Origin of the sequence: Tenacibaculum halocynthiae (genome assembly GCF_964512825.1) — a bacterium.
Lineage (GTDB): Bacteria > Bacteroidota > Bacteroidia > Flavobacteriales > Flavobacteriaceae > Polaribacter > Polaribacter halocynthiae.
Window position 1 is genome coordinate 200,787 of the sequence record NZ_CAZELG010000043.1, and the last position, 19,002, is coordinate 219,788.

Genomic DNA, 19,002 nt, shown 5'->3' on the forward strand with positions numbered 1-19,002 from the left:
AGCTATAAAAAAAATAAATATGAGTAAAAATTTTGAAACACAAGCTATTCGTACACAAACAGAACGATCGCAATTTTCTGAACATTCAACACCTTTATACTTAACATCAAGTTTTGTATTTGATGATGCTGAAGATATGAGAGCTTCTTTTGCTGAAGAAAAAGAAAAGAATTTATATAGTAGATTCTCTAACCCAAATACAACTGAGTTTGTAAATAAAGTGGTTGCAATGGAAGGAGCTGAAGCTGGTTATGCTTTTGCAACAGGAATGGCAGCTGTGTTTTCAACTTTTGGAGCTTTATTAAATGCTGGTGACCATATTGTTTCATGCAGGTCAGTATTTGGATCAACTCATAGTTTGTTTACTAAGTATTTACCTAAATGGAATATTGAAACCAGTTATTTTAAAATTTCTGAACCTGAAAAAATTGAAAGTTTAATTAAATCAAACACTAAGGTTTTATATGCGGAAACTCCAACAAATCCTGCTGTAGATATTTTAGATCTTGAAATACTTGGTGCTATAGCTAAAAAGCATAACTTATTGTTAGTAATTGATAATTGTTTTGCAACACCTTATTTGCAAAATCCAATCAAGTTTGGAGCAGATTTAGTTATTCATTCAGCAACAAAATTAATAGACGGGCAAGGAAGAGTTTTAGGTGGTATTACAGTTGGTAAAGCTGATTTGATTAGAGAAATTTATCTTTTTTCAAGAAATACTGGGCCGGCAATGTCTCCATTTAATGCTTGGGTGTTGTCAAAAAGTTTAGAAACATTGGCTATAAGAGTTGAAAAACATTGCGAAAATGCGTTAAAAGTAGCTCAGTTTTTAGAAAAAGAATCAAAAGTAAACTTAGTAAAATATCCTTTTTTAAAATCACACCCTCAATATGAAACAGCCAAGAAGCAAATGCGTTTAGGAGGAAATATTGTAGCTTTTGAAATTAAAGGTGGAATTGAAGCCGGAAGAAAATTTTTAAATAATATAAAAATGTGTTCATTATCAGCGAATTTAGGAGATACGAGGACGATAGTTACACATCCAGCTTCAACAACACATAGTAAATTAAGTATAGAAGATAGGTTAGAAGTTGGTATTACTGACGGTTTGGTACGATGTTCTATTGGTTTAGAAAATGTAGAAGATGTTATTAATGATTTAAATCAAGCATTAAATAATTAGAAAATAAATAAAAGTAAAAGTGTATTTTTGTAATATGCTTTCTAAAAAAACTAAATACGGAATAAAGGCGATGACTTTTATAGCTAGGCAAGAACCTGGTAGTAAAGTACAAATAGCAACTATTTCAGAAAAAGAAAATATTTCTCATAAGTTTTTAGAAAGTATATTACTTACCTTACGTAAAGCTGGAATTTTAGGAGCAAAAAAAGGAAAGGGTGGTGGATATTATTTGCTAAAAGAAGCAGGTACTATTAAAATGACTGAAGTCATTAGAACTCTTGAAGGTCCTATAGCTATGGTTCCTTGTGTTAGTTTGAATTATTATGAAAAATGTGACGACTGCCCAGATGAGGATGCATGTTCAGTACATAAATTAATGATTCAAGTAAGAGATAACACCTTACAAGTATTACGTAATACTACACTTGCTGATCTTGTTTAGATAGTTACAAATATTATCTTATTGTTAAAAATTTAATTTTTTTCTTTGATATTAATAATCAGTATGTATATTTGTCAACTTAAAACCTAGTATTCCGATAGGGTAAAGGTATTTTAAAATGATTGTAGAACAAATAATAGAAAATAAAGCAAATTTTAACGCAGATAAGCGTTCAGAAAAGCCTATAAGAAGTATAGTTAAATCAATTAGTTGGCGAGTAGTTGGAACGATTGATACTATTCTTATTTCTTGGGTAATAACTGGAGAGGTGAAAACAGCTTTTTCTATAGGAGCGATTGAATTAGGAACAAAAATGATATTGTATTTTTTTCATGAAAGAGCTTGGAATAATATTAAATGGGGTAAAAAATGAGTATAGAAACAATTGATTTAGCAGCAATAAATAACCAATTAAAAGGTAAGTCACCTCAAGAAATTGTAGCATGGGCTTTGTCTGTGGCAACTAAACCAGTGGTAACAACAAACTTTAGACCGTATGAAGGTGCTATTCTACATTTAGTAGCAGCATTAAAAAAAGATGTAAAGGTGGTTTGGTGCGATACAGGTTACAATACTCCACAAACATATAAACATGCAGAAGAGTTAATAGCAAATTTAAAACTTAATATTCATTTGTATGTGCCTAAGCAAACAGTAGCTCACAGAGATATTACTTTAGGATTACCTACAATTGAAGATCCAAATCATACAGTTTTTACGGAACAAGTAAAGTTAGAGCCTTTTAAAAGAGCAATGGATGAGCATAATCCAGATGTTTGGTTTACTAATTTAAGAAAAGGTCAAACAGCTTTTAGAGATAGTATTGATGTTGTATCAAAAAGTAAAGACGGAAAGTTAAAAATAAGTCCATTTTATAATTGGTCAGATAATGAGTTGGATGCTTATTTGGAAGAAAATAATTTACCAAATGAATTCAAATATTTTGATCCAACTAAAGTAGAAAGTAATAGAGAGTGTGGTTTACATATATAAAAAACATGATTATGAATACAAATATAATTAAAGTAGGAGCTTTAGAAAGTGAAGCCATATATATATTGAGGGAAGTAGTCGCGCAATTTGAGAAACCAGTGTTATTATTTTCAGGGGGAAAAGATAGTATAACATTGGTGCGACTAGCTCAAAAAGCATTTTATCCAGCAAAAATTCCTTTTCCTTTAATGCATATTGATACTGGACATAACTTTCCTGAAACGATTGAATTTAGAGACCGTTTAGTAAAAGAGTTAGGAGTAGAGTTAATTGTACGAAATGTACAAGACAATATAGATACAGGAAAAGTAAAAGAGGAAACAGGGAAGTACGCGAGCCGAAACATGTTACAAACTGAAACGTTATTAGATGCCATAGAAGAATTTGGTTTTGATGCATGTATCGGTGGTGCGCGTAGAGATGAGGAAAAAGCAAGAGCAAAAGAGCGTATTTTTTCTGTACGTGATGATTTTGGGCAGTGGGATGAAAAAAATCAACGTCCAGAATTATTTGATATGCTAAATGGAAAGATTGATTTAGGACAAAATGTACGCGTTTTTCCAATATCTAACTGGACAGAATTAGACGTTTGGTCATATATAAAAGAAGAGAAAATTGAAATTCCATCTATTTATTTTGCTCATAAAAGAGCTACTTTTTTAAGAGATGGACTTATTTGGTCGGCTGAAGACGATGTTGTTTATCGAGAAGATGATGAAAAGGTTGAAGAACGTATGGTACGCTTTAGAACTGTAGGAGACATGAGCTGTACAGCTGCAGTATTATCTAATGCTATTGATATAAATACAGTTGTAGAAGAAATTAGAGATTCTTCTATATCTGAAAGAGGAGCAAGGATAGATGATAAACGATCGGAAGCTGCAATGGAGAAGCGTAAACAACAAGGATATTTCTAAAAAAACAATAATAAACTATTTTAAAATAATAGTTAAAAAATACTAAAATGAACGTACTAAAAATAGCAACAGCAGGGAGTGTAGATGATGGTAAAAGTACTTTAATAGGACGTATTTTATACGATACGAAATCATTAACTGAAGATAAATTACAAGCGATAGAAGAAAAAAGTAAACAAAGAGGATTTGATTATTTAGATTTTTCATTAGCAACAGACGGTTTAGTAGCTGAACGTGAACAAGGAATTACTATTGATGTAGCACATATTTACTTTTCTACACCGAAAACGAGTTTTATTATTGCTGATACTCCTGGTCATATTGAGTATACTAGAAATATGGTAACTGGAGCATCAAATTCACAAGCTTCTATTGTTTTGGTAGATGCTAGAAATGGTGTTGTTGAACAAACGTATCGTCATTTCTTTATCAATAATTTATTAAGAGTAAAAGATGTTGTAATTGCTATTAATAAAATGGATTTGGTAGATTATTCTGAAGAGAAATTTAACCAAATAAAAGGTGAAATTGAGTATTTAGCAAGTAAAAGTGAATACCAAAATCAAAACTTAACTTTTATTCCTTTATCAGCTTTAAAAGGTGATAATGTGGTAGAATCATCAGATAAGATGCAGTGGTACAAAGGTGAACCTTTGTTAAATCATTTAGAAAGTTTAAGTTCTGATAATGTAAATACTAGTTCTCAAGCTCGTTTTCCTATACAAAGTGTTATAAGGCCAAAGACTGACGAATATCACGATTTTAGAGGGTATGCAGGTAAACTTTATGGAGGTGATTTAGCAGTAGGTGATCAAGTAACTATATTACCTTCTAATACGCAATCTAAAGTTAAAAGTATTCAGTTTTTTAATCATGAATATCAAGAAGCAAAAAGTGGTAGTTCAATAACTGTAACACTTGAAGATGATGTAAACATAAGTAGAGGAGATATGTTGGTTAAAAGTGGTGAAGAACCAAAAGTTGTAAAACAAATTGAAGCAACTATTTGTTGGATGGATAAACAACCACTTCAGGTATCAGAAAAATATTATATAAAGCATGGTGTAAATGATGCTCAAGCTAAAATAACAGATGTATCATCGTTAATTCATACTGATTTTTCAGGAGAAGAAAATTCACCAAATGAATTATCACTTAACCAAATTGGTAATGTTACTTTAAAAATAAGTAAGCCGCTTTTTGTTGATAAATTTCAAGAGAATAAAGCTAATGGTGCATTTATAGTTATTAATCCAAAAACAAACAACACAGCAGGTGTTGGTTTTATTAAGTAAAAAAATAAAGCAATGGCAATTATAATAACAGACGAATGTATTAACTGTGGAGCTTGCGAGCCAGAGTGCCCAAATACAGCAATTTATGAAGGGGCTGATGATTGGAAGTATAGTGAAGGTACATCTTTAGAAGGAGCAGTTAAATTACCTAATGGTGATCAAATAGATGCAGATGAGGTTCAAGAGCCAGTTTCTGATGAGTATTATTTTATTGTTCCTGATAAATGTACAGAATGTAAAGGGTTTCATGAAGAACCACAATGTGCGGCAGTATGCCCAGTAGATTGTTGTGTACCTGATGATAATCATGTAGAAACAGAAGAAGAGTTATTAGTAAAACAACAATTATTACACAACTAGTATTAATGCTTTTATAAGCAAACAATTAAAAATCATGCAAAGTTTTAGATCAGAAATAGAGAACCCTGTTGTAGAAAAAGATATCCTTGAATTAGAACGTAAAATAAGTTTATTTAAAGAAGGAAAGATAGATGAAGAGCGTTTTAGAAGTTTACGTTTAGCAAGAGGAGTTTATGGTCAACGCCAATTAGGTGTACAAATGATTCGTATTAAATTACCTTATGGTAAAGTGTCTAGTGAGCAATTACATAGAATAGCAGATGTTTCTGATGAATATTCAAGAGGAAGGTTACATATAACTACGCGTCAAGATATTCAAATTCACTATGTAAGCTTAGATAGAACCCCAGAATTATGGGCTCAATTAGAAAAGGATGATATTACATTACGTGAGGCATGTGGAAATGCTGTTAGAAATGTAACAGCATCTGAAACAGCAGGTATAGACATCAATGAACCTTTTGATGTAAGTCCATATGCACATGCAACTTTTGAATTTTTTCTACGTAACCCAATTTGTCAAGAAATGGGAAGGAAGTTTAAAATGTCGTTTTCAGCAACTGATGAAGATACTGCAATAAGCTTTATGCACGATTTAGGTTTTATAGCTAAAACTAAAACTATTGGAGGAAAAACAATAAAAGGGTTTAAAGTATTGTTAGCGGGTGGATTAGGTTCTCAACCACGTCATGCTGATGTTATGTATGAGTTTTTAGAAGCTGATTTATTAATACCAACTATTGAAGGAGTTTTACGTGTGTTTGATCGTTATGGTGAACGTTCAAAAAGAGCAAAAGCACGATTAAAGTTCTTGGTAAAAGATTTAGGTTTGGATCAGTTTTTAACTTTAGTTGAAACAGAAAGAAAGGCTTTAGCATACCAATCGTACTCTATTGATACTTCAAAATTTGAACAAGAAATTACTTTTGAAACTTTAGAGGCTCCTTCAGTATCAATAGAAGATGAAAGAGCATATGAAGAATGGAAGCAAGCGAATGTTATAAAACAAAAGCAAGAAGGATTGTATGCTGTTGGTGTTAAAGTTCACTTAGGAGATTTTTATACAGATAAAGCACGATTGTTAGCTGATTTAATTAAGAAATATGCAGCAAACGAACTACGTTTTACGTTAAGACAAAATATTTTAATACGCCATGTAAGAGAAGAGTTTTTACCTTTCTTTTATGTAGAGTTACAAAAACTAGGATTTACTGAAGTAGGTTATAATAGTACAGCAGACATTACTGCATGTCCAGGAACAGATACATGTAATTTGGGAATTTCAAGTAGTACAGGAATTGCGGCAGAATTAGAGCGTGTTTTTAAAACTGAATATCCAGAATATCTTAACAATAAGGAAGTAACTATAAAAATTAGTGGTTGTATGAATGCTTGTGGTCAGCATAATATGGCACACATAGGTTTTCAAGGAATGTCTGTAAAAGTAGGAAACTTATTAGCACCAGCATTACAAGTGTTAATTGGTGGAGGTATTGTAGGAAATGGAGAAGGTCGTTTTTCAGATAAATTAGTTAAAATACCTAGTAAAAGAGGTCCGGAAGCATTAAGAATTTTATTAAACGATTTTGAGGATAATAAAGAAGAAGATGAGGATTTCTTAGCATACTATGATAGAAATGGAAAAACATATTTTTATGATATTTTAAAACATTTATCTGATACTACCAATTTAAAAGAAGATGATTTTATCGATTGGGGTCATGATAAAAACTATGTAAAAGCAATTGGAGTAGGTGAATGTGCTGGTGTAGTAATAGATTTAATAGCAACTTTACTTTTTGAAAGTGAAGAGAAATTAGAAAATGCAACACAGGCTTTTAAAGAAAAACAATGGTCTGATAGTATTTATCATGGGTATTCGGCTATCGTAAATACAGCAAAAGCACTGCTAACATCTGAAGGTAAAAAGACAAATACTCAAGCAGGAATTATAAAAAACTTTGATGAGGTATTTGTTGAAACAAAGAAAATTGAGTTAACAACTTCATTTTCAGAATTAGTGTATCAAATTAATAAAAATCAACCTACTGAAGCATTTGCTAGTAAATATTTGCAAGAAGCTAAAGCATTCTACACAACTATAGATGCTTACCGAAAAGTGGTAGTAGAAAGTTAAAAAGGAATAATGATGAAAAAACAACCTAAATTAACAGTAGTAGGAGCAGGCCCAGGAGATGTTGAGCTAATTACGTTAAAAGCTATTAAAGCACTAGAAAATGCAGATGTTGTTTTATATGACGCTTTAGTTAATCCAGAACTTTTAGATTATATCAATCCAAAAGCAGAACTAATTTTTGTTGGTAAAAGAAGAGGCTGTTACCGCTATCAGCAAGAGCAAATTAATGAGTTAATTGTGGCAAGAGGATTTTCTCATGGTCATGTAGTTCGTTTAAAAGGTGGAGATCCTTTTATTTTTGGAAGAGGAGCTGAAGAAATGCAATATGCAGCAACATATGGTCTAGAGGTAGCTGTTATTCCAGGAATTTCATCATCATTAGCTGTACCAGCATATCAAAACATACCATTAACAAAAAGAGGTAGTTCAGAAAGTTTTTGGGTAATAACAGGAACAACTAAGCAGCATAAATTATCTAATGATGTTAGGTTAGCCGCAAAATCAAATGCAACAGTAGTTGTATTAATGGGAATGGGAAAATTATCTGAAATAGTATCACTTTTTAAAGAAGAAGGAAAGTCAGAATTACCAGTAGCTATTATTCAAAATGGAACAACTCCTGAAGAAAAAATAGGAATAGGTACCGTTGATACTATTGAGGAAGTGGTTTCTAAAAATAACTTAAGTAACCCTGCAATTATTGTATTAGGAGAAGTGGTAAAACACCGTCAACAGTTAGCAGATGTAAAACAAGAAGTAGTTTTAAAAAGTGTGGTATGATAGATAAAGAAAGAAATAATTTATATCCAGTTTTTTTAAAGGTAAATGAATTGGAAGTTTTAATAATTGGAGGAGGTTATGTGGCTGAAGAAAAATTAACATTTTTATTAAAATCAAGCCCAGATGCTAAGGTAACGATGGTTTCTCCTTATTATAGAAAAAATACGATTAAAGAAGCTCAAAAAGCATCAGTAAAAATGATTAAAGATGTTTATAAAAAAGAGTATTTAATAGGAAAACATATGGTTATTGCTACAACTGATATTCCAGAAGTGAATGTACAGGTATATAAAGATTGTAGAGCAGAAAATAAACTAGTAAATGTAGCTGATAATCCACCCTATTGTGATTTTTATATGGGAGGAATTGTAACTAAAGGAAATGTAAAAGTTGCAATTTCAACAAATGGAAAATCACCTACAACAGCAAAAAGGTTACGACAATTTTTTGAAGAAGTAATGCCAGAAGACATTAATCAATTAGTTGAAAACTTAAATAGTTTTAGAAAAACAATCAAAGGGAACTTTGAGAAAAAAGTACAAACATTAAATAAACTTACAGAAGGTTTAATAAATTAAAATTATAATGAAATAAAGGAATAAGAAAACTATCCAATAATATAGATTTCCTTATTTTCATAATAATTACAAATAAAAGAAATGATACAGACAGATATATTAATTATTGGAGCAGGCCCTACTGGGTTATTCACAGTTTTTGAAGCAGGATTATTAAAATTACGTTGTCATTTAATAGATGCGTTGCCACAACCAGGAGGACAATGTTCTGAAATTTACCCTAAAAAACCTATTTACGATATACCAGCATATCCAGAAATTTTAGCTGGAGATTTAACTAAGAACTTACTAGAACAAATAAAACAGTTTGAACCAGGTTTTACATTAGGTGAACGTGCAGAAACTATAGAAAAGCAAGACGACGGAAGCTTTATTGTAACTACTAATAAAGGAACAAAACACCAAGCACCTGTTGTTGCTATTGCTGGTGGGTTAGGTAGTTTTGAGCCTAGAAAGCCTAAAATAGAGAATATTACAAAGTTTGAAGATTTTGGTATCGAATATATGATAAAAGAGCCAGAACTATATAGAGATAAAGATGTAGTAATTGCAGGAGGAGGAGATTCAGCTCTAGATTGGTCTATCTTTTTAACAGATGTAGCTAAATCAGTTACACTAATTCATAGAAGAAATGAATTTAGAGGAGCTTTAGATTCAGTTGAAAAAGTTCAAGAATTAAAAAACTTAGGGAAAATTAATTTAATTACCCCAGCTGAGGTAAAAGGAGTTTTAGGAAATAACCATGTAACGGGAGTTGTTATTGAAGAAAAAGGGCAGGAACCTTATATTTTAGATACAGATCATTTTATTCCATTATTTGGATTAGCTCCAAAACTAGGACCTATTGGTAATTGGGGATTAGAGATAGAAAAGAATGCAATTAAAGTAAATAATGCTTTAGATTATCAAACCAATATACCTGGTATTTATGCAATTGGTGATGTGAATACATACCCAGGGAAATTGAAATTAATTTTATGTGGATTTCATGAAGCTACTTTAATGTGTCAAAGTGCTTACCAATTAATACATCCAGATAAGAAGTATGTAATGAAGTATACAACGGTAGGTGGAGTTCAAGGTTTTGATGGTACTAAAAAAGAAGCTCCAAAAGCAGTAGTAAAGGCTATAGAGTAATGGAGCAAGATGTTACTATAAAAATAACTGACCGAGAAGGTGTAATGCATGAGGTAATTGCACCGACTGATATGGCAATGAATTTGATGGAAGTAGTTCGTTCATACGAATTAGCTCCTGAGGGAACGATTGGAGTATGTGGAGGGATGGCAATGTGTGCATCTTGTCAATGTTATGTGAAATCAAATCATGAGCTTCCTGAAATAACGGATGATGAAGATGCTATGTTAGCAGAAGCTTTTGATGTTCAGGATAATAGTCGTTTAGGATGTCAAATTCAAATAACCCCTAAGTTAGAAGGCTTAGAGATTGAATTAGCACCAGAAAGTTAATTACATTTGTAAAAAAGAAACCTATAAAATGCAATTTAAACAGTATGACTTATCATTAAAAGATGATGTAGAAGTATTTACAAAGCAATTATTTTATGCATTGTTTAATGATGTTTGTCAAGAAAAAGCAAATCATTTAAGAGAGTTATTTCTTAAAATTTGTAAAGGCTTAGAGATTCCTAAAGCAAATAATGTTTGGGAATTTTACCAACAATCTTTTTGTGAAATTCGAAATCAATTAGATTTAGATGCAAAAGCCTTTGAAAGTACTGACCCTGCATGCAAAAGTCTAGGAGAAGTATATTTGGCATATCCAGGTTTTCATGCAATAGCTGTATATCGATTAAGTCATGAATTGTATAAAATAGAAATTCCTGTTTTACCAAGAATGATGAGTGAATATGCACATGGTGTAACAGGAACAGACATTCATCCAGGCGCAATAATTGGAGAATCTTTTTTTATTGATCATGCTACAGGTATAGTTATCGGTGAAACGACAATTATAAAAAACAATGTAAAAATATATCAAGGAGTTACATTAGGTGGAATTCAAGTTAAAAAAGAATTAGCATCCACTAAACGTCACCCTACTATTGAAAGTAATGTAACGATTTATGCAAATGCAACTGTTTTAGGAGGAGATGTAACGATAGGAAAAGATAGTGTTATAGGAGCAAATGTGTGCGTAATAGATTCAGTACCTGAAGGATCAATTGTAACGTATGAATCAGAAAATAAAATCATAATGAGAAAATCATATGTTAAATGATTTTTATTAAACAAAAAACGAATGAAAACCAAAACAATAATAGATAGTGTTGGTAATACACCTTTAGTAGAAATTTCATCGCTTATTAATAAAGAAGGAGTACGATTATTATTAAAGTTAGAAGGTAATAACCCTGGAGGGAGTGTAAAAGATAGAGCAGCCTATAACATGATATCTGAAGCAATTAAGCGAAAAAACATCAAAAAAGGTGATTATTTGGTGGAAGCAACTAGTGGAAATACTGGTATTGCTTTAGCTTTAATGGCAAAAGTTTTAGGAGTGAATATGGTTTTAGTAATGCCAGAAAATGCAACTGAAGAACGAGTTAAAACGATGAAGTCGTATGGTGCTGAAGTAATTTTAACATCAGCAAGTGAAGGTATAGAAGGCTCAAGAGATAAAGCACTTGAATTACGATATAAAAAAGGATACTTTATGCTAAATCAGTTTGAGAATAATGATAACTGGAAAGCACACTATAAAACTACTGGACCAGAAATATGGAATGATACTGAAGGAAAAATAACACATTTCGTTTCTGCAATGGGTACTACTGGAACTATTATGGGGGTTTCTACCTATTTGAAAGAGAAAAATTCTAACATTCAAATTGTAGGAGCTCAGCCTAAAGAAGGTTCTAGAATACCTGGAATAAGAAGGTGGTCTCCAGAATACTTACCAAAAATATTTGATAAAAATAAAGTAGATAAAACTATTGAAGTAAGTAGAGAAGAAGCTACAAAGATGACACGCAAATTAGCTAAAGAAGAAGGGATAATGGCAGGAATGAGTAGCGGTGGAGCTTTGCATGTAGCTTTAGAAGTAGCTAAAAAAATAGATAAAGGAATTATTGTAGCTATTGTTTGTGATCGAGGAGATCGTTATTTATCTTCAGAATTATTTGAATATTAAAAACAATTATTCTTTTTAAAGTAGTAAATAAAAAATAATTCGTTTATTTGCATTATATTATAGTTCATTAACTTAATGATGTTATCAAGAAAGGTGGAGGGATTAGACCCAACGAAACCTTAGCAACCCTTTGTGCAAACAAAGAAGGTGCTACATTCTACTGTGAAAGCAGGGAGATAACGGAAAGAATTTTACTTCTCTTTTCCTGATAACATTACAATTAAATATCAGGAATGTCAAACATTTACAAAGAAATACAAAAAAGAATTCTCGTGCTCGATGGAGCAATGGGAACTATGCTTCAGGAATATAAATTCACTGAAGAAGATTTTCGTGGAGAACGTTTTAAAGAGTATCCTACACCTTTACAAGGTAATAATGATTTGTTGTCAATAACTCAACCTGAAGCGGTAAAAGAAGTACATAGAAAATACTTTGCAGCAGGTGCAGATATTGTTGAAACAAATACTTTTTCTGGAACTACAATTGCTATGGCTGATTATCAAATGGAACATTTGGTATATGAATTAAATTATGAATCAGCCAAAATAGCTAAAGAAGTAGCTCAAAAATTTACAGAAAAAGAACCTCATAAACCAAGGTTTGTAGCTGGTTCAATAGGACCAACTAATAGAACAGCAAGTATGTCTCCAGATGTAAATGATCCTGGATATAGAGCAGTAACTTTTGATGAATTAAGAATAGCTTATAAACAACAAGTAGAAGCTTTAATTGATGGAGGAGCAGATCTTTTATTAGTTGAAACTGTATTTGATACTTTAAATGCAAAAGCAGCATTGTTCGCTATTGAAGAGGTAAAAGGAGAACGAAATATTGATATTCCTATTATGGTTTCCGGAACAATTACTGATGCATCAGGAAGAACATTATCAGGGCAAACTGCGGAAGCTTTTCTTATTTCTATTTCTCATATTCCATTATTATCTGTAGGATTTAATTGTGCTTTAGGGGCAAATTTATTACAACCTCATTTAGAAGCTATAGCTTCGAAAACAGATTTTGCTATTTCTGCACATCCTAATGCTGGGTTACCAAATGCTTTTGGTGAGTATGATGAAACACCACAAGAAACAGCTAGTCAAATCGAAGAATATTTAAAAAAGGACTTAATAAATATCATTGGAGGGTGTTGTGGTACAAGACCTGCTCATATTAAAGCTATTGCTGAAGTAGCTGTTAATTATAAACCAAGAAGAACATTAGCAATACAAAAATAGTAAGTCATGGTTAATGTAAATAAAATTATTAAATGTTGAATTTCCTGAACTATATAGATAGATGATTGAAGAAAGAAAAAACATGAAATTAAGTGGTTTAGAACCCTTAATAATTACACCAGAAAGTAATTTCATAAATGTAGGAGAACGTACCAATGTAGCTGGATCGAGAAAGTTTTTGCGATTAATTAAAGAGGAGAAATTTGATGAAGCCTTGGCTATAGCTCGTCATCAGGTAGATGGAGGTGCTCAAATTATTGATATAAACATGGACGATGGTTTAATTGATGGAAAAGAAGCCATGGTACGTTTTTTAAATTTGATTGCGGCTGAACCTGATATTTGTCGTGTTCCTATAATGATTGATAGTTCAAAATGGGAAATTATTGAAGCTGGATTACAAGTTGTACAAGGAAAGTCAGTTGTAAATTCTATTAGTTTAAAAGAAGGAGAAGAAAAATTTATTTGGGAAGCAACTCAAATAAAAAGATATGGAGCTGCCGTAATAGTAATGGCTTTCGATGAGGTTGGACAGGCTGATAATTATGAACGTAGAATTGAAATTGCTGAACGTTCATATAGGGTATTAGTTGATAAAGTTGGGTTTCCTTCCGAAGACATTATTTTCGATTTAAACATATTTCCAGTGGCTACTGGTATGGAAGAGCACCGTAAAAACGCAATAGATTTTATTGAGGCTACTCGTTGGGTACGAGAAAATTTACCAAATGTAAGTGTAAGTGGAGGGGTGAGTAATGTATCATTTTCTTTTAGAGGAAATAATAGTGTAAGAGAAGCAATGCATTCTGTATTTTTATATTACGCTATTCAAGCGGGAATGAATATTGGGATAGTAAACCCTACTATGTTAGAGGTGTATGATGATATTCCAAAGGATTTATTAGAACACATTGAAGATGTAATTTTAGATAGAAGAGAGGATGCTACTGAACGATTATTAGACTTTGCTGAAACCGTAAAAGGGAAGAAGAAAGAGGATGATGGAAAAGCATTAGAGTGGCGTAAATTACCATTGCAAGAAAGAATAACACATGCTTTGGTAAAAGGGATAGATGCTTTTATTGTAGAGGATGCTGAAGAAGCTAGATTAGGAGTAGAGAGACCTTTGCACGTAATTGAAGGGAATTTAATGGCGGGAATGAATGTTGTTGGTGATTTATTTGGTGCAGGAAAAATGTTTTTACCTCAAGTGGTTAAATCTGCACGAGTAATGAAAAAAGCTGTTGGATATTTAAACCCTTTTATTGAAGCAGAAAAAGGAGAAAAACAGCAAGCTTTAGGTAAAGTTTTAATGGCTACTGTTAAAGGTGATGTTCATGATATCGGGAAGAATATTGTTTCTGTAGTTTTAGGATGTAATAATTATGAAATTGTTGATTTAGGGGTAATGGTGCCACCTGAAAAAATTATTGAAACAGCAAAAAAAGAAAATGTAGATGCCATAGGATTAAGTGGTTTAATAACACCTTCTTTAGATGAAATGGTTTATTTAGCAAAAGAAATGGAACGTCAAAATTTTGAAGTTCCTTTATTAATTGGAGGAGCTACAACTTCAAAAGCACACACAGCTGTTAAAATAGATACTCAATATAAAAATGCGGTAGTTCATGTAAATGATGCTTCCAGGGCCGTTACTGTTGTTGGTGATTTATTGAATAAGAACACTAAAAATGAGTATGTAGCAAAACTTAAAAAAGATTATGAAGAGTTTCGTGAAAAATTTCTTAAAAGAGGTAAAACGAAAGCATATATAACTATTCAAGAAGCCCGTAAGCGTAAATTTAAAATAGATTGGAGTATATCAAATATTTCAAAGCCAAAAGAATTAGGAATTCAAACATTAGAACAATTGAGTTTAAAAGAATTAATACCTTTTATTGATTGGTCTCCTTTCTTTAGGTCATGGGATTTACATGGTAAATTCCCTGCTATTTTAGTTGATGATGTTGTAGGAGAGCAAGCTACAAGTTTGTATGAAGATGCTCAGAATATGCTTCAAGAAATTGTAGATAATCAATTGTTAAAACCTAAAGCTATTTTTGGGTTATTTGAGGCTAATACTACTAATGATGACGATATTTCAATTAAGAAAAAAGGTAAAGAAATAGCCGTTTTTAGAACTCTTCGTCAACAATTAAAAAAGAGAGATGATAAACCAAGTTTTGCTTTGTCAGATTTTATAGCTCCAAACGATTCGAATAAAACGGATTATATGGGAGCGTTTTGTACGGCAATTTTTGGAGCTGATGAATTAGCGAATACTTATAAGAGTAATGATGATGATTATAACGGAATTATGGTACAAGCTATTGCTGATCGTTTTGCGGAAGCCTTTGCAGAGTATTTGCATCATAGAGTACGAACAATACATTGGGGATATGGTGCAGATGAAAATTTAACAAATGAAGATTTAATAAAAGAAAATTATAAAGGAATTCGTCCCGCTCCTGGATATCCTGCTTGTCCTGATCATTTAGAGAAAGAAACAATTTGGGAGTTATTAAATGTTGAAGAAAAAATTGGAGTAACCTTAACGGAAAGCCTCGCAATGTGGCCAGCTGCAGCTGTTTCAGGATATTATTTTGCAAATGAAGAGGCTAAATACTTTGGATTAGGAAAAATAATTGATGATCAAGTTAGAGATTTTGCAACTAGAAAAAATATTTCTTTAGATAAAGCAAGAAAATGGCTTCATCCTGCAATTGCTGACAATTAAAAGAGGTGAAATGGAAACAAAATTTATAGAATTAAATTTAAAGAGCCATATTATTTCTCATGGATATGATGAAAATAATAAAGAAGTTACAGAGGAGATAATTGTTGGTGAATTCTCTTCTAAATTGATAGCAATCAATAGAATTAAATCTTTAAGTAAAAAATATGTATTAACTGATTATATAGATGGAAGGTTGATTTATTGGGAATATCAAGAATCGTATGATTTAGTTAAAAAACAATTATTAGAATAATGAAAGTTACAGATCACATAAAAAAAGCAAAAGATAAAACGTTATTCTCTTTTGAAATAGTTCCACCACAAAAAGGACAAAATATACAAGAATTATATAATAACATTGATCCTTTAATGGAATTTAAACCTCCTTTTATTGATGTAACAACATCAAGAGAAGAGCATGTTTATATACCAAAAGAAAATGGATTATTAGAGCAGAAAATAACAAGAATGCGACCAGGAACTGTTGGTATTTGTGCATCATTAAAATACAAGTATGATGTAGATGCAATACCACATGTTTTGTGTGGTGGATTTACAAAGGAAGAAACTGAATATGTATTAGTTGATTGTCATTATTTAGGATTAGATAACGTGATGGCTTTAAGAGGAGATGCAAGAAAAGATCAACAATATTTTAAAGCCTCTAATGGAGGAAATACCTATGCTTCTGATTTAGTAGGTCAAATTAGCGATTTAAATAAAGGGAAGTATTTGCATGAAATTATTGAAACCCCTTATAAAGCTGATTTTTGTATTGGAGTAGCTGGTTATCCAGAAAAACATTTAGAATCTCCAAGTTTAGAAAGTGATTTAAAACGGTTAAAAGAAAAAGTAGACGCGGGAGCTGATTATGTGGTAACTCAAATGTTTTTTGATAATTCTAAATATTTCAATTTTGTTAAAAAGGCAAAAGAGATAGGAATTAATGTACCTATTATTCCAGGAATAAAACCTTTAGCTGTAAAAAGGCACTTACAAATTTTACCACAAATTTTTCGTTTAGATTTACCGCAAGATTTAGTAAATGCAGTTGAAAACTGTAACACTAATAAAGAAGTGAGGCAAGTTGGAATTGAATGGGCTATTCAGCAAAGTAAAGAATTAATAAAAGCAGGTGTTCCTGTAGTTCATTATTATTCAATGGGGAAATCAAGTAATATAAAAGCTATTGCGAGCGAAGTTTTTTAATTTAATCGAACTTATGAAATTAATAAAAGCTCCTTTTTTAATAGTATTTAAAAAGAGGAGCTTCTTTATCTTTAAAGGTAATAATAGAAATTGAAATCAAATGTTTTTTATGAATTTCATTCATAAAAAACAGCCATTTCATCTAAAGTTTTTCTTTTTAAATCAGGAACATAAACAGGTGTTTTTGGGTACCCAACAGGGAGTAATAAAAAAGCTCTTTCATTGACTGGCCTGTTTAATATACTTGTTAAAAAATTCATAGGACTAGGCGTGTGTGTAAGTGTTACCAATCCCGCGTTATGAATAGCTGAAATAAGCATTCCACAAGAAATCCCTATCGATTCATTAACATAGTAATTATTACATTTTTCTCCGTTTATATCAAAATCATAGGACTTTTTAAAAACAACAATTAACCATGGAGCGTCTTCTAAAAAAGGTTTGTGCATATCTGTGGCTAAATGCTCTAGATCTTTTTTCCAACGTTCACTCATTCGATGTTCATATCCTTCTTTTTCCTCTATTTCAGCAGCAATTTTAATTTTAGTTTTTATAAAAGGATTTGAAACAGCGCAAAACGTCCAAGGTTGATGATGCGCACCAGAAGGAGCAGTTGATGCACTTTTTATTATATTTTCAATTACTTCCTTTGGTATTGGTTCAGAAGAAAATTCTCTTACGGATCTTCTTTTGTTAATCCATTCATAGAAAATTTCACTTTTTTCAATCATTTCTTTTTTGGATATTTTAATTGAATCATATTTGATATGATTGTATCCATTGATGTTAATGTTTTTTGAAAGTTCCATAATTGAAATTATTATTTTTTTAAATCTTGAAAATAAGATTTTTACTATACTAATTTAAGAAAATATTTTATAGTGTATTATTGTTTGAAAATATAAAGCATTTGTAGGAAGAATTTTGTTTTTTACAATTGTTAGTATGTTTTTAATACTTCTTTTTGTTTACCTTCTTTAAATTGAACTTTAGCTGTTAGTTTTCCATCTTCAATAGCGTAAACTTTCCATATTCCGTGTCTTAATCCGTTTTTCATCAATCCAACTCCAGCTAAATATCCTTTTTCGTGATACCATTTCATTAATCCATTTGCTAGTCCATTTTTATAATAGCCTTCTAAAACTAAAGTGCCATTATTTGACCATTCCTTATGCAGCCCTTCTTTTTTATTATTTATAAAAGCTCCTTCACTTTTTAACTGACCGTTTTTATAGAATTTTTTTAAAATCCTCATTTTTTCATCTTTTTTGTAATGTGGAGATTTTGAGGTGTTGATTTTTACGTTTTTATAATCATTGTTATTTGTTTTCTGTTCTTTTTTATATTGTTTAACACACCCATAGTAATTCGATAGTATTAAAACTAATAGAAGCGATTTTATAAGTGCATTTAGTTTGAAAAAGTAAAAACTTTGTTTACTCATGACCTCTTTTTTTAGCATACTTAAACTTACTGAATTTTTTAGGAAGTTTATTAGTTACTTCAAGTTTGTTTGATGTTATTGTTGGTTTTATTTTAATAACTTTAGTATCGTTATTAATTTCAATTTCATGTTTACTTCTCATATTTACTACATCAATATGTAATACCTTAAAGTGATGTTTACCATTTTTAAGGTTTATTATAACATATTCACTAGGTCTTATTTGACCAAGCGGCTTATTGTCAAGCCATATATTTAAACGAGCAGTATTGTCAATTTTGTGTAGAATATTTGAGCCATTATAAATTAAAATATTACCATTACCTAAATCATTTAATCGAACATTTTTTATAGTTGTTTTTACAAAGTTATATTGAGAAGCTATAGGTTTTAATGCGCAGGAATTTAAAAGTATAAGGGTAAATAAAGTAATAGTAAGTTTTATTTTTTTCATTTTTAATTTTATTAAGGCTTAGTATTAGAGTTTTTAAAATTCTCTTATTTGTATGTGAAATATAGTAATTTAAAAATAC

21 protein-coding genes and 1 riboswitch are annotated in these 19,002 nt (G+C 31.0%); of the genes, 18 read left to right on the top strand and 3 right to left on the bottom strand.

What is annotated here, in order from left to right:
- The first annotated feature begins 19 nt into the window (after positions 1–19).
- The 18 genes from ACKTTQ_RS17340 to metF all read left to right on the top strand — a co-directional run bounded on the left by ACKTTQ_RS17340 (position 20) and on the right by metF (position 17,025).
- Complete coding sequence (locus tag ACKTTQ_RS17340; protein ID WP_113786835.1) at positions 20–1,186, top strand: trans-sulfuration enzyme family protein; 1,167 nt, start codon at positions 20–22, stop codon at positions 1,184–1,186.
- Positions 1,187–1,220: 34 nt separating this feature from the next.
- On the top strand, positions 1,221–1,628 hold the full coding sequence (locus ACKTTQ_RS17345; RefSeq protein ID WP_093870374.1) for an RrF2 family transcriptional regulator: 408 nt from the start codon (positions 1,221–1,223) through the stop codon (positions 1,626–1,628).
- A gap of 118 nt (positions 1,629–1,746) precedes the next feature.
- Positions 1,747–2,001: a DUF2061 domain-containing protein gene (locus ACKTTQ_RS17350; RefSeq protein ID WP_093870375.1), complete on the top strand. Its 255-nt coding sequence runs from the start codon at positions 1,747–1,749 to the stop codon at positions 1,999–2,001.
- Positions 1,998–2,621 (top strand): phosphoadenosine phosphosulfate reductase domain-containing protein, encoded by a 624-nt coding sequence (locus ACKTTQ_RS17355; protein ID WP_408049920.1) that lies wholly within the window; start codon positions 1,998–2,000, stop codon positions 2,619–2,621. Before ACKTTQ_RS17350 ends, ACKTTQ_RS17355 begins: the two co-directional genes overlap by 4 nt.
- An 11-nt stretch (positions 2,622–2,632) precedes the next feature.
- Positions 2,633–3,538: a sulfate adenylyltransferase subunit CysD gene (gene cysD, locus ACKTTQ_RS17360; protein WP_113786925.1), complete on the top strand. Its 906-nt coding sequence runs from the start codon at positions 2,633–2,635 to the stop codon at positions 3,536–3,538.
- A 47-nt stretch (positions 3,539–3,585) separates the two neighbouring features.
- Positions 3,586–4,833 carry a sulfate adenylyltransferase subunit 1 gene (locus ACKTTQ_RS17365; RefSeq protein WP_093870376.1) on the top strand — a complete coding sequence of 416 codons (1,248 nt, stop codon included), beginning with the start codon at positions 3,586–3,588 and terminating at the stop codon, positions 4,831–4,833.
- Between the two features lie 12 nt (positions 4,834–4,845).
- Positions 4,846–5,193 (top strand): 4Fe-4S dicluster domain-containing protein, encoded by a 348-nt coding sequence (locus ACKTTQ_RS17370; RefSeq protein ID WP_093870377.1) that lies wholly within the window; start codon positions 4,846–4,848, stop codon positions 5,191–5,193.
- Between the two features lie 34 nt (positions 5,194–5,227).
- A complete protein-coding gene (locus tag ACKTTQ_RS17375; RefSeq protein WP_408049921.1) occupies positions 5,228–7,330 on the top strand; it encodes a HEPN domain-containing protein in 2,103 nt (700 codons plus the stop codon).
- 12 nt (positions 7,331–7,342) lie between these two features.
- Positions 7,343–8,110, top strand: coding sequence for a uroporphyrinogen-III C-methyltransferase (cobA, locus tag ACKTTQ_RS17380; RefSeq protein WP_299136586.1), 768 nt, complete (start codon positions 7,343–7,345; stop codon positions 8,108–8,110).
- On the top strand, positions 8,107–8,688 hold the full coding sequence (locus ACKTTQ_RS17385) for a precorrin-2 dehydrogenase/sirohydrochlorin ferrochelatase family protein (RefSeq protein WP_093870380.1): 582 nt from the start codon (positions 8,107–8,109) through the stop codon (positions 8,686–8,688). Before cobA ends, ACKTTQ_RS17385 begins: the two co-directional genes overlap by 4 nt.
- Before the next feature lie 81 nt (positions 8,689–8,769).
- The gene (locus ACKTTQ_RS17390; RefSeq protein ID WP_093870381.1) at positions 8,770–9,825 is read left to right on the top strand and encodes an NAD(P)/FAD-dependent oxidoreductase; all 1,056 of its coding nucleotides are present in this window, start codon (positions 8,770–8,772) and stop codon (positions 9,823–9,825) included.
- Entirely contained in the window at positions 9,825–10,157 is a 333-nt protein-coding gene (locus tag ACKTTQ_RS17395) for a 2Fe-2S iron-sulfur cluster-binding family protein (protein WP_093870382.1), read from the top strand. Before ACKTTQ_RS17390 ends, ACKTTQ_RS17395 begins: the two co-directional genes overlap by 1 nt.
- A gap of 28 nt (positions 10,158–10,185) precedes the next feature.
- A complete protein-coding gene (gene epsC / locus ACKTTQ_RS17400; RefSeq protein ID WP_093870383.1) occupies positions 10,186–10,929 on the top strand; it encodes a serine O-acetyltransferase EpsC in 744 nt (247 codons plus the stop codon).
- A 21-nt stretch (positions 10,930–10,950) separates the two neighbouring features.
- Positions 10,951–11,841, top strand: coding sequence for a cysteine synthase CysM (gene cysM / locus ACKTTQ_RS17405; protein WP_408049922.1), 891 nt, complete (start codon positions 10,951–10,953; stop codon positions 11,839–11,841).
- Between the two features lie 78 nt (positions 11,842–11,919).
- A riboswitch (SAM riboswitch) is annotated at positions 11,920–12,024 on the top strand.
- A 50-nt stretch (positions 12,025–12,074) separates the two neighbouring features.
- Complete coding sequence (locus ACKTTQ_RS17410) at positions 12,075–13,079, top strand: homocysteine S-methyltransferase family protein (RefSeq protein WP_093870385.1); 1,005 nt, start codon at positions 12,075–12,077, stop codon at positions 13,077–13,079.
- Between the two features lie 61 nt (positions 13,080–13,140).
- Positions 13,141–15,816 (top strand): methionine synthase, encoded by a 2,676-nt coding sequence (gene metH / locus ACKTTQ_RS17415; RefSeq protein WP_408049923.1) that lies wholly within the window; start codon positions 13,141–13,143, stop codon positions 15,814–15,816.
- A gap of 10 nt (positions 15,817–15,826) precedes the next feature.
- Complete coding sequence (locus ACKTTQ_RS17420) at positions 15,827–16,069, top strand: hypothetical protein (protein WP_093872004.1); 243 nt, start codon at positions 15,827–15,829, stop codon at positions 16,067–16,069.
- Positions 16,069–17,025, top strand: coding sequence for a methylenetetrahydrofolate reductase [NAD(P)H] (metF, locus tag ACKTTQ_RS17425; RefSeq protein ID WP_093870387.1), 957 nt, complete (start codon positions 16,069–16,071; stop codon positions 17,023–17,025). Before ACKTTQ_RS17420 ends, metF begins: the two co-directional genes overlap by 1 nt.
- A gap of 116 nt (positions 17,026–17,141) precedes the next feature.
- On the opposite strand, the gene ACKTTQ_RS17430 is transcribed toward metF, so the two are convergent.
- The 3 genes from ACKTTQ_RS17430 to ACKTTQ_RS17440 all read right to left on the bottom strand — a co-directional run bounded on the left by ACKTTQ_RS17430 (position 17,142) and on the right by ACKTTQ_RS17440 (position 18,923).
- Positions 17,142–17,834 carry a nitroreductase family protein gene (locus ACKTTQ_RS17430; RefSeq protein ID WP_093870388.1) on the bottom strand — a complete coding sequence of 231 codons (693 nt, stop codon included), beginning with the start codon at positions 17,832–17,834 and terminating at the stop codon, positions 17,142–17,144.
- 131 nt (positions 17,835–17,965) lie between these two features.
- Complete coding sequence (locus tag ACKTTQ_RS17435; RefSeq protein WP_408049924.1) at positions 17,966–18,469, bottom strand: toxin-antitoxin system YwqK family antitoxin; 504 nt, start codon at positions 18,467–18,469, stop codon at positions 17,966–17,968.
- Entirely contained in the window at positions 18,462–18,923 is a 462-nt protein-coding gene (locus ACKTTQ_RS17440; RefSeq protein ID WP_408049925.1) for a hypothetical protein, read from the bottom strand. The genes ACKTTQ_RS17435 and ACKTTQ_RS17440 overlap by 8 nt, the downstream gene beginning before the upstream one ends.
- Positions 18,924–19,002 lie beyond the last annotated feature (79 nt).

What these genes read in the sequence shown, in the direction of transcription:
- ACKTTQ_RS17340 (WP_113786835.1), top strand. Translation starts at nt 20, where the DNA reads ATGAGTAAAAATTTTGAAACACAAGCTATTCGTACACAAACAGAACGA.
- ACKTTQ_RS17345 (WP_093870374.1), top strand. Translation starts at nt 1,221, where the DNA reads ATGCTTTCTAAAAAAACTAAATACGGAATAAAGGCGATGACTTTTATA.
- ACKTTQ_RS17350 (WP_093870375.1), top strand. Translation starts at nt 1,747, where the DNA reads ATGATTGTAGAACAAATAATAGAAAATAAAGCAAATTTTAACGCAGAT.
- ACKTTQ_RS17355 (WP_408049920.1), top strand. Translation starts at nt 1,998, where the DNA reads ATGAGTATAGAAACAATTGATTTAGCAGCAATAAATAACCAATTAAAA.
- cysD (WP_113786925.1), top strand. Translation starts at nt 2,633, where the DNA reads ATGAATACAAATATAATTAAAGTAGGAGCTTTAGAAAGTGAAGCCATA.
- ACKTTQ_RS17365 (WP_093870376.1), top strand. Translation starts at nt 3,586, where the DNA reads ATGAACGTACTAAAAATAGCAACAGCAGGGAGTGTAGATGATGGTAAA.
- ACKTTQ_RS17370 (WP_093870377.1), top strand. Translation starts at nt 4,846, where the DNA reads ATGGCAATTATAATAACAGACGAATGTATTAACTGTGGAGCTTGCGAG.
- ACKTTQ_RS17375 (WP_408049921.1), top strand. Translation starts at nt 5,228, where the DNA reads ATGCAAAGTTTTAGATCAGAAATAGAGAACCCTGTTGTAGAAAAAGAT.
- cobA (WP_299136586.1), top strand. Translation starts at nt 7,343, where the DNA reads ATGAAAAAACAACCTAAATTAACAGTAGTAGGAGCAGGCCCAGGAGAT.
- ACKTTQ_RS17385 (WP_093870380.1), top strand. Translation starts at nt 8,107, where the DNA reads ATGATAGATAAAGAAAGAAATAATTTATATCCAGTTTTTTTAAAGGTA.
- ACKTTQ_RS17390 (WP_093870381.1), top strand. Translation starts at nt 8,770, where the DNA reads ATGATACAGACAGATATATTAATTATTGGAGCAGGCCCTACTGGGTTA.
- ACKTTQ_RS17395 (WP_093870382.1), top strand. Translation starts at nt 9,825, where the DNA reads ATGGAGCAAGATGTTACTATAAAAATAACTGACCGAGAAGGTGTAATG.
- epsC (WP_093870383.1), top strand. Translation starts at nt 10,186, where the DNA reads ATGCAATTTAAACAGTATGACTTATCATTAAAAGATGATGTAGAAGTA.
- cysM (WP_408049922.1), top strand. Translation starts at nt 10,951, where the DNA reads ATGAAAACCAAAACAATAATAGATAGTGTTGGTAATACACCTTTAGTA.
- ACKTTQ_RS17410 (WP_093870385.1), top strand. Translation starts at nt 12,075, where the DNA reads ATGTCAAACATTTACAAAGAAATACAAAAAAGAATTCTCGTGCTCGAT.
- metH (WP_408049923.1), top strand. Translation starts at nt 13,141, where the DNA reads ATGATTGAAGAAAGAAAAAACATGAAATTAAGTGGTTTAGAACCCTTA.
- ACKTTQ_RS17420 (WP_093872004.1), top strand. Translation starts at nt 15,827, where the DNA reads ATGGAAACAAAATTTATAGAATTAAATTTAAAGAGCCATATTATTTCT.
- metF (WP_093870387.1), top strand. Translation starts at nt 16,069, where the DNA reads ATGAAAGTTACAGATCACATAAAAAAAGCAAAAGATAAAACGTTATTC.
- ACKTTQ_RS17430 (WP_093870388.1), bottom strand. Translation starts at nt 17,834, where the DNA reads ATGGAACTTTCAAAAAACATTAACATCAATGGATACAATCATATCAAA.
- ACKTTQ_RS17435 (WP_408049924.1), bottom strand. Translation starts at nt 18,469, where the DNA reads ATGAGTAAACAAAGTTTTTACTTTTTCAAACTAAATGCACTTATAAAA.
- ACKTTQ_RS17440 (WP_408049925.1), bottom strand. Translation starts at nt 18,923, where the DNA reads ATGAAAAAAATAAAACTTACTATTACTTTATTTACCCTTATACTTTTA.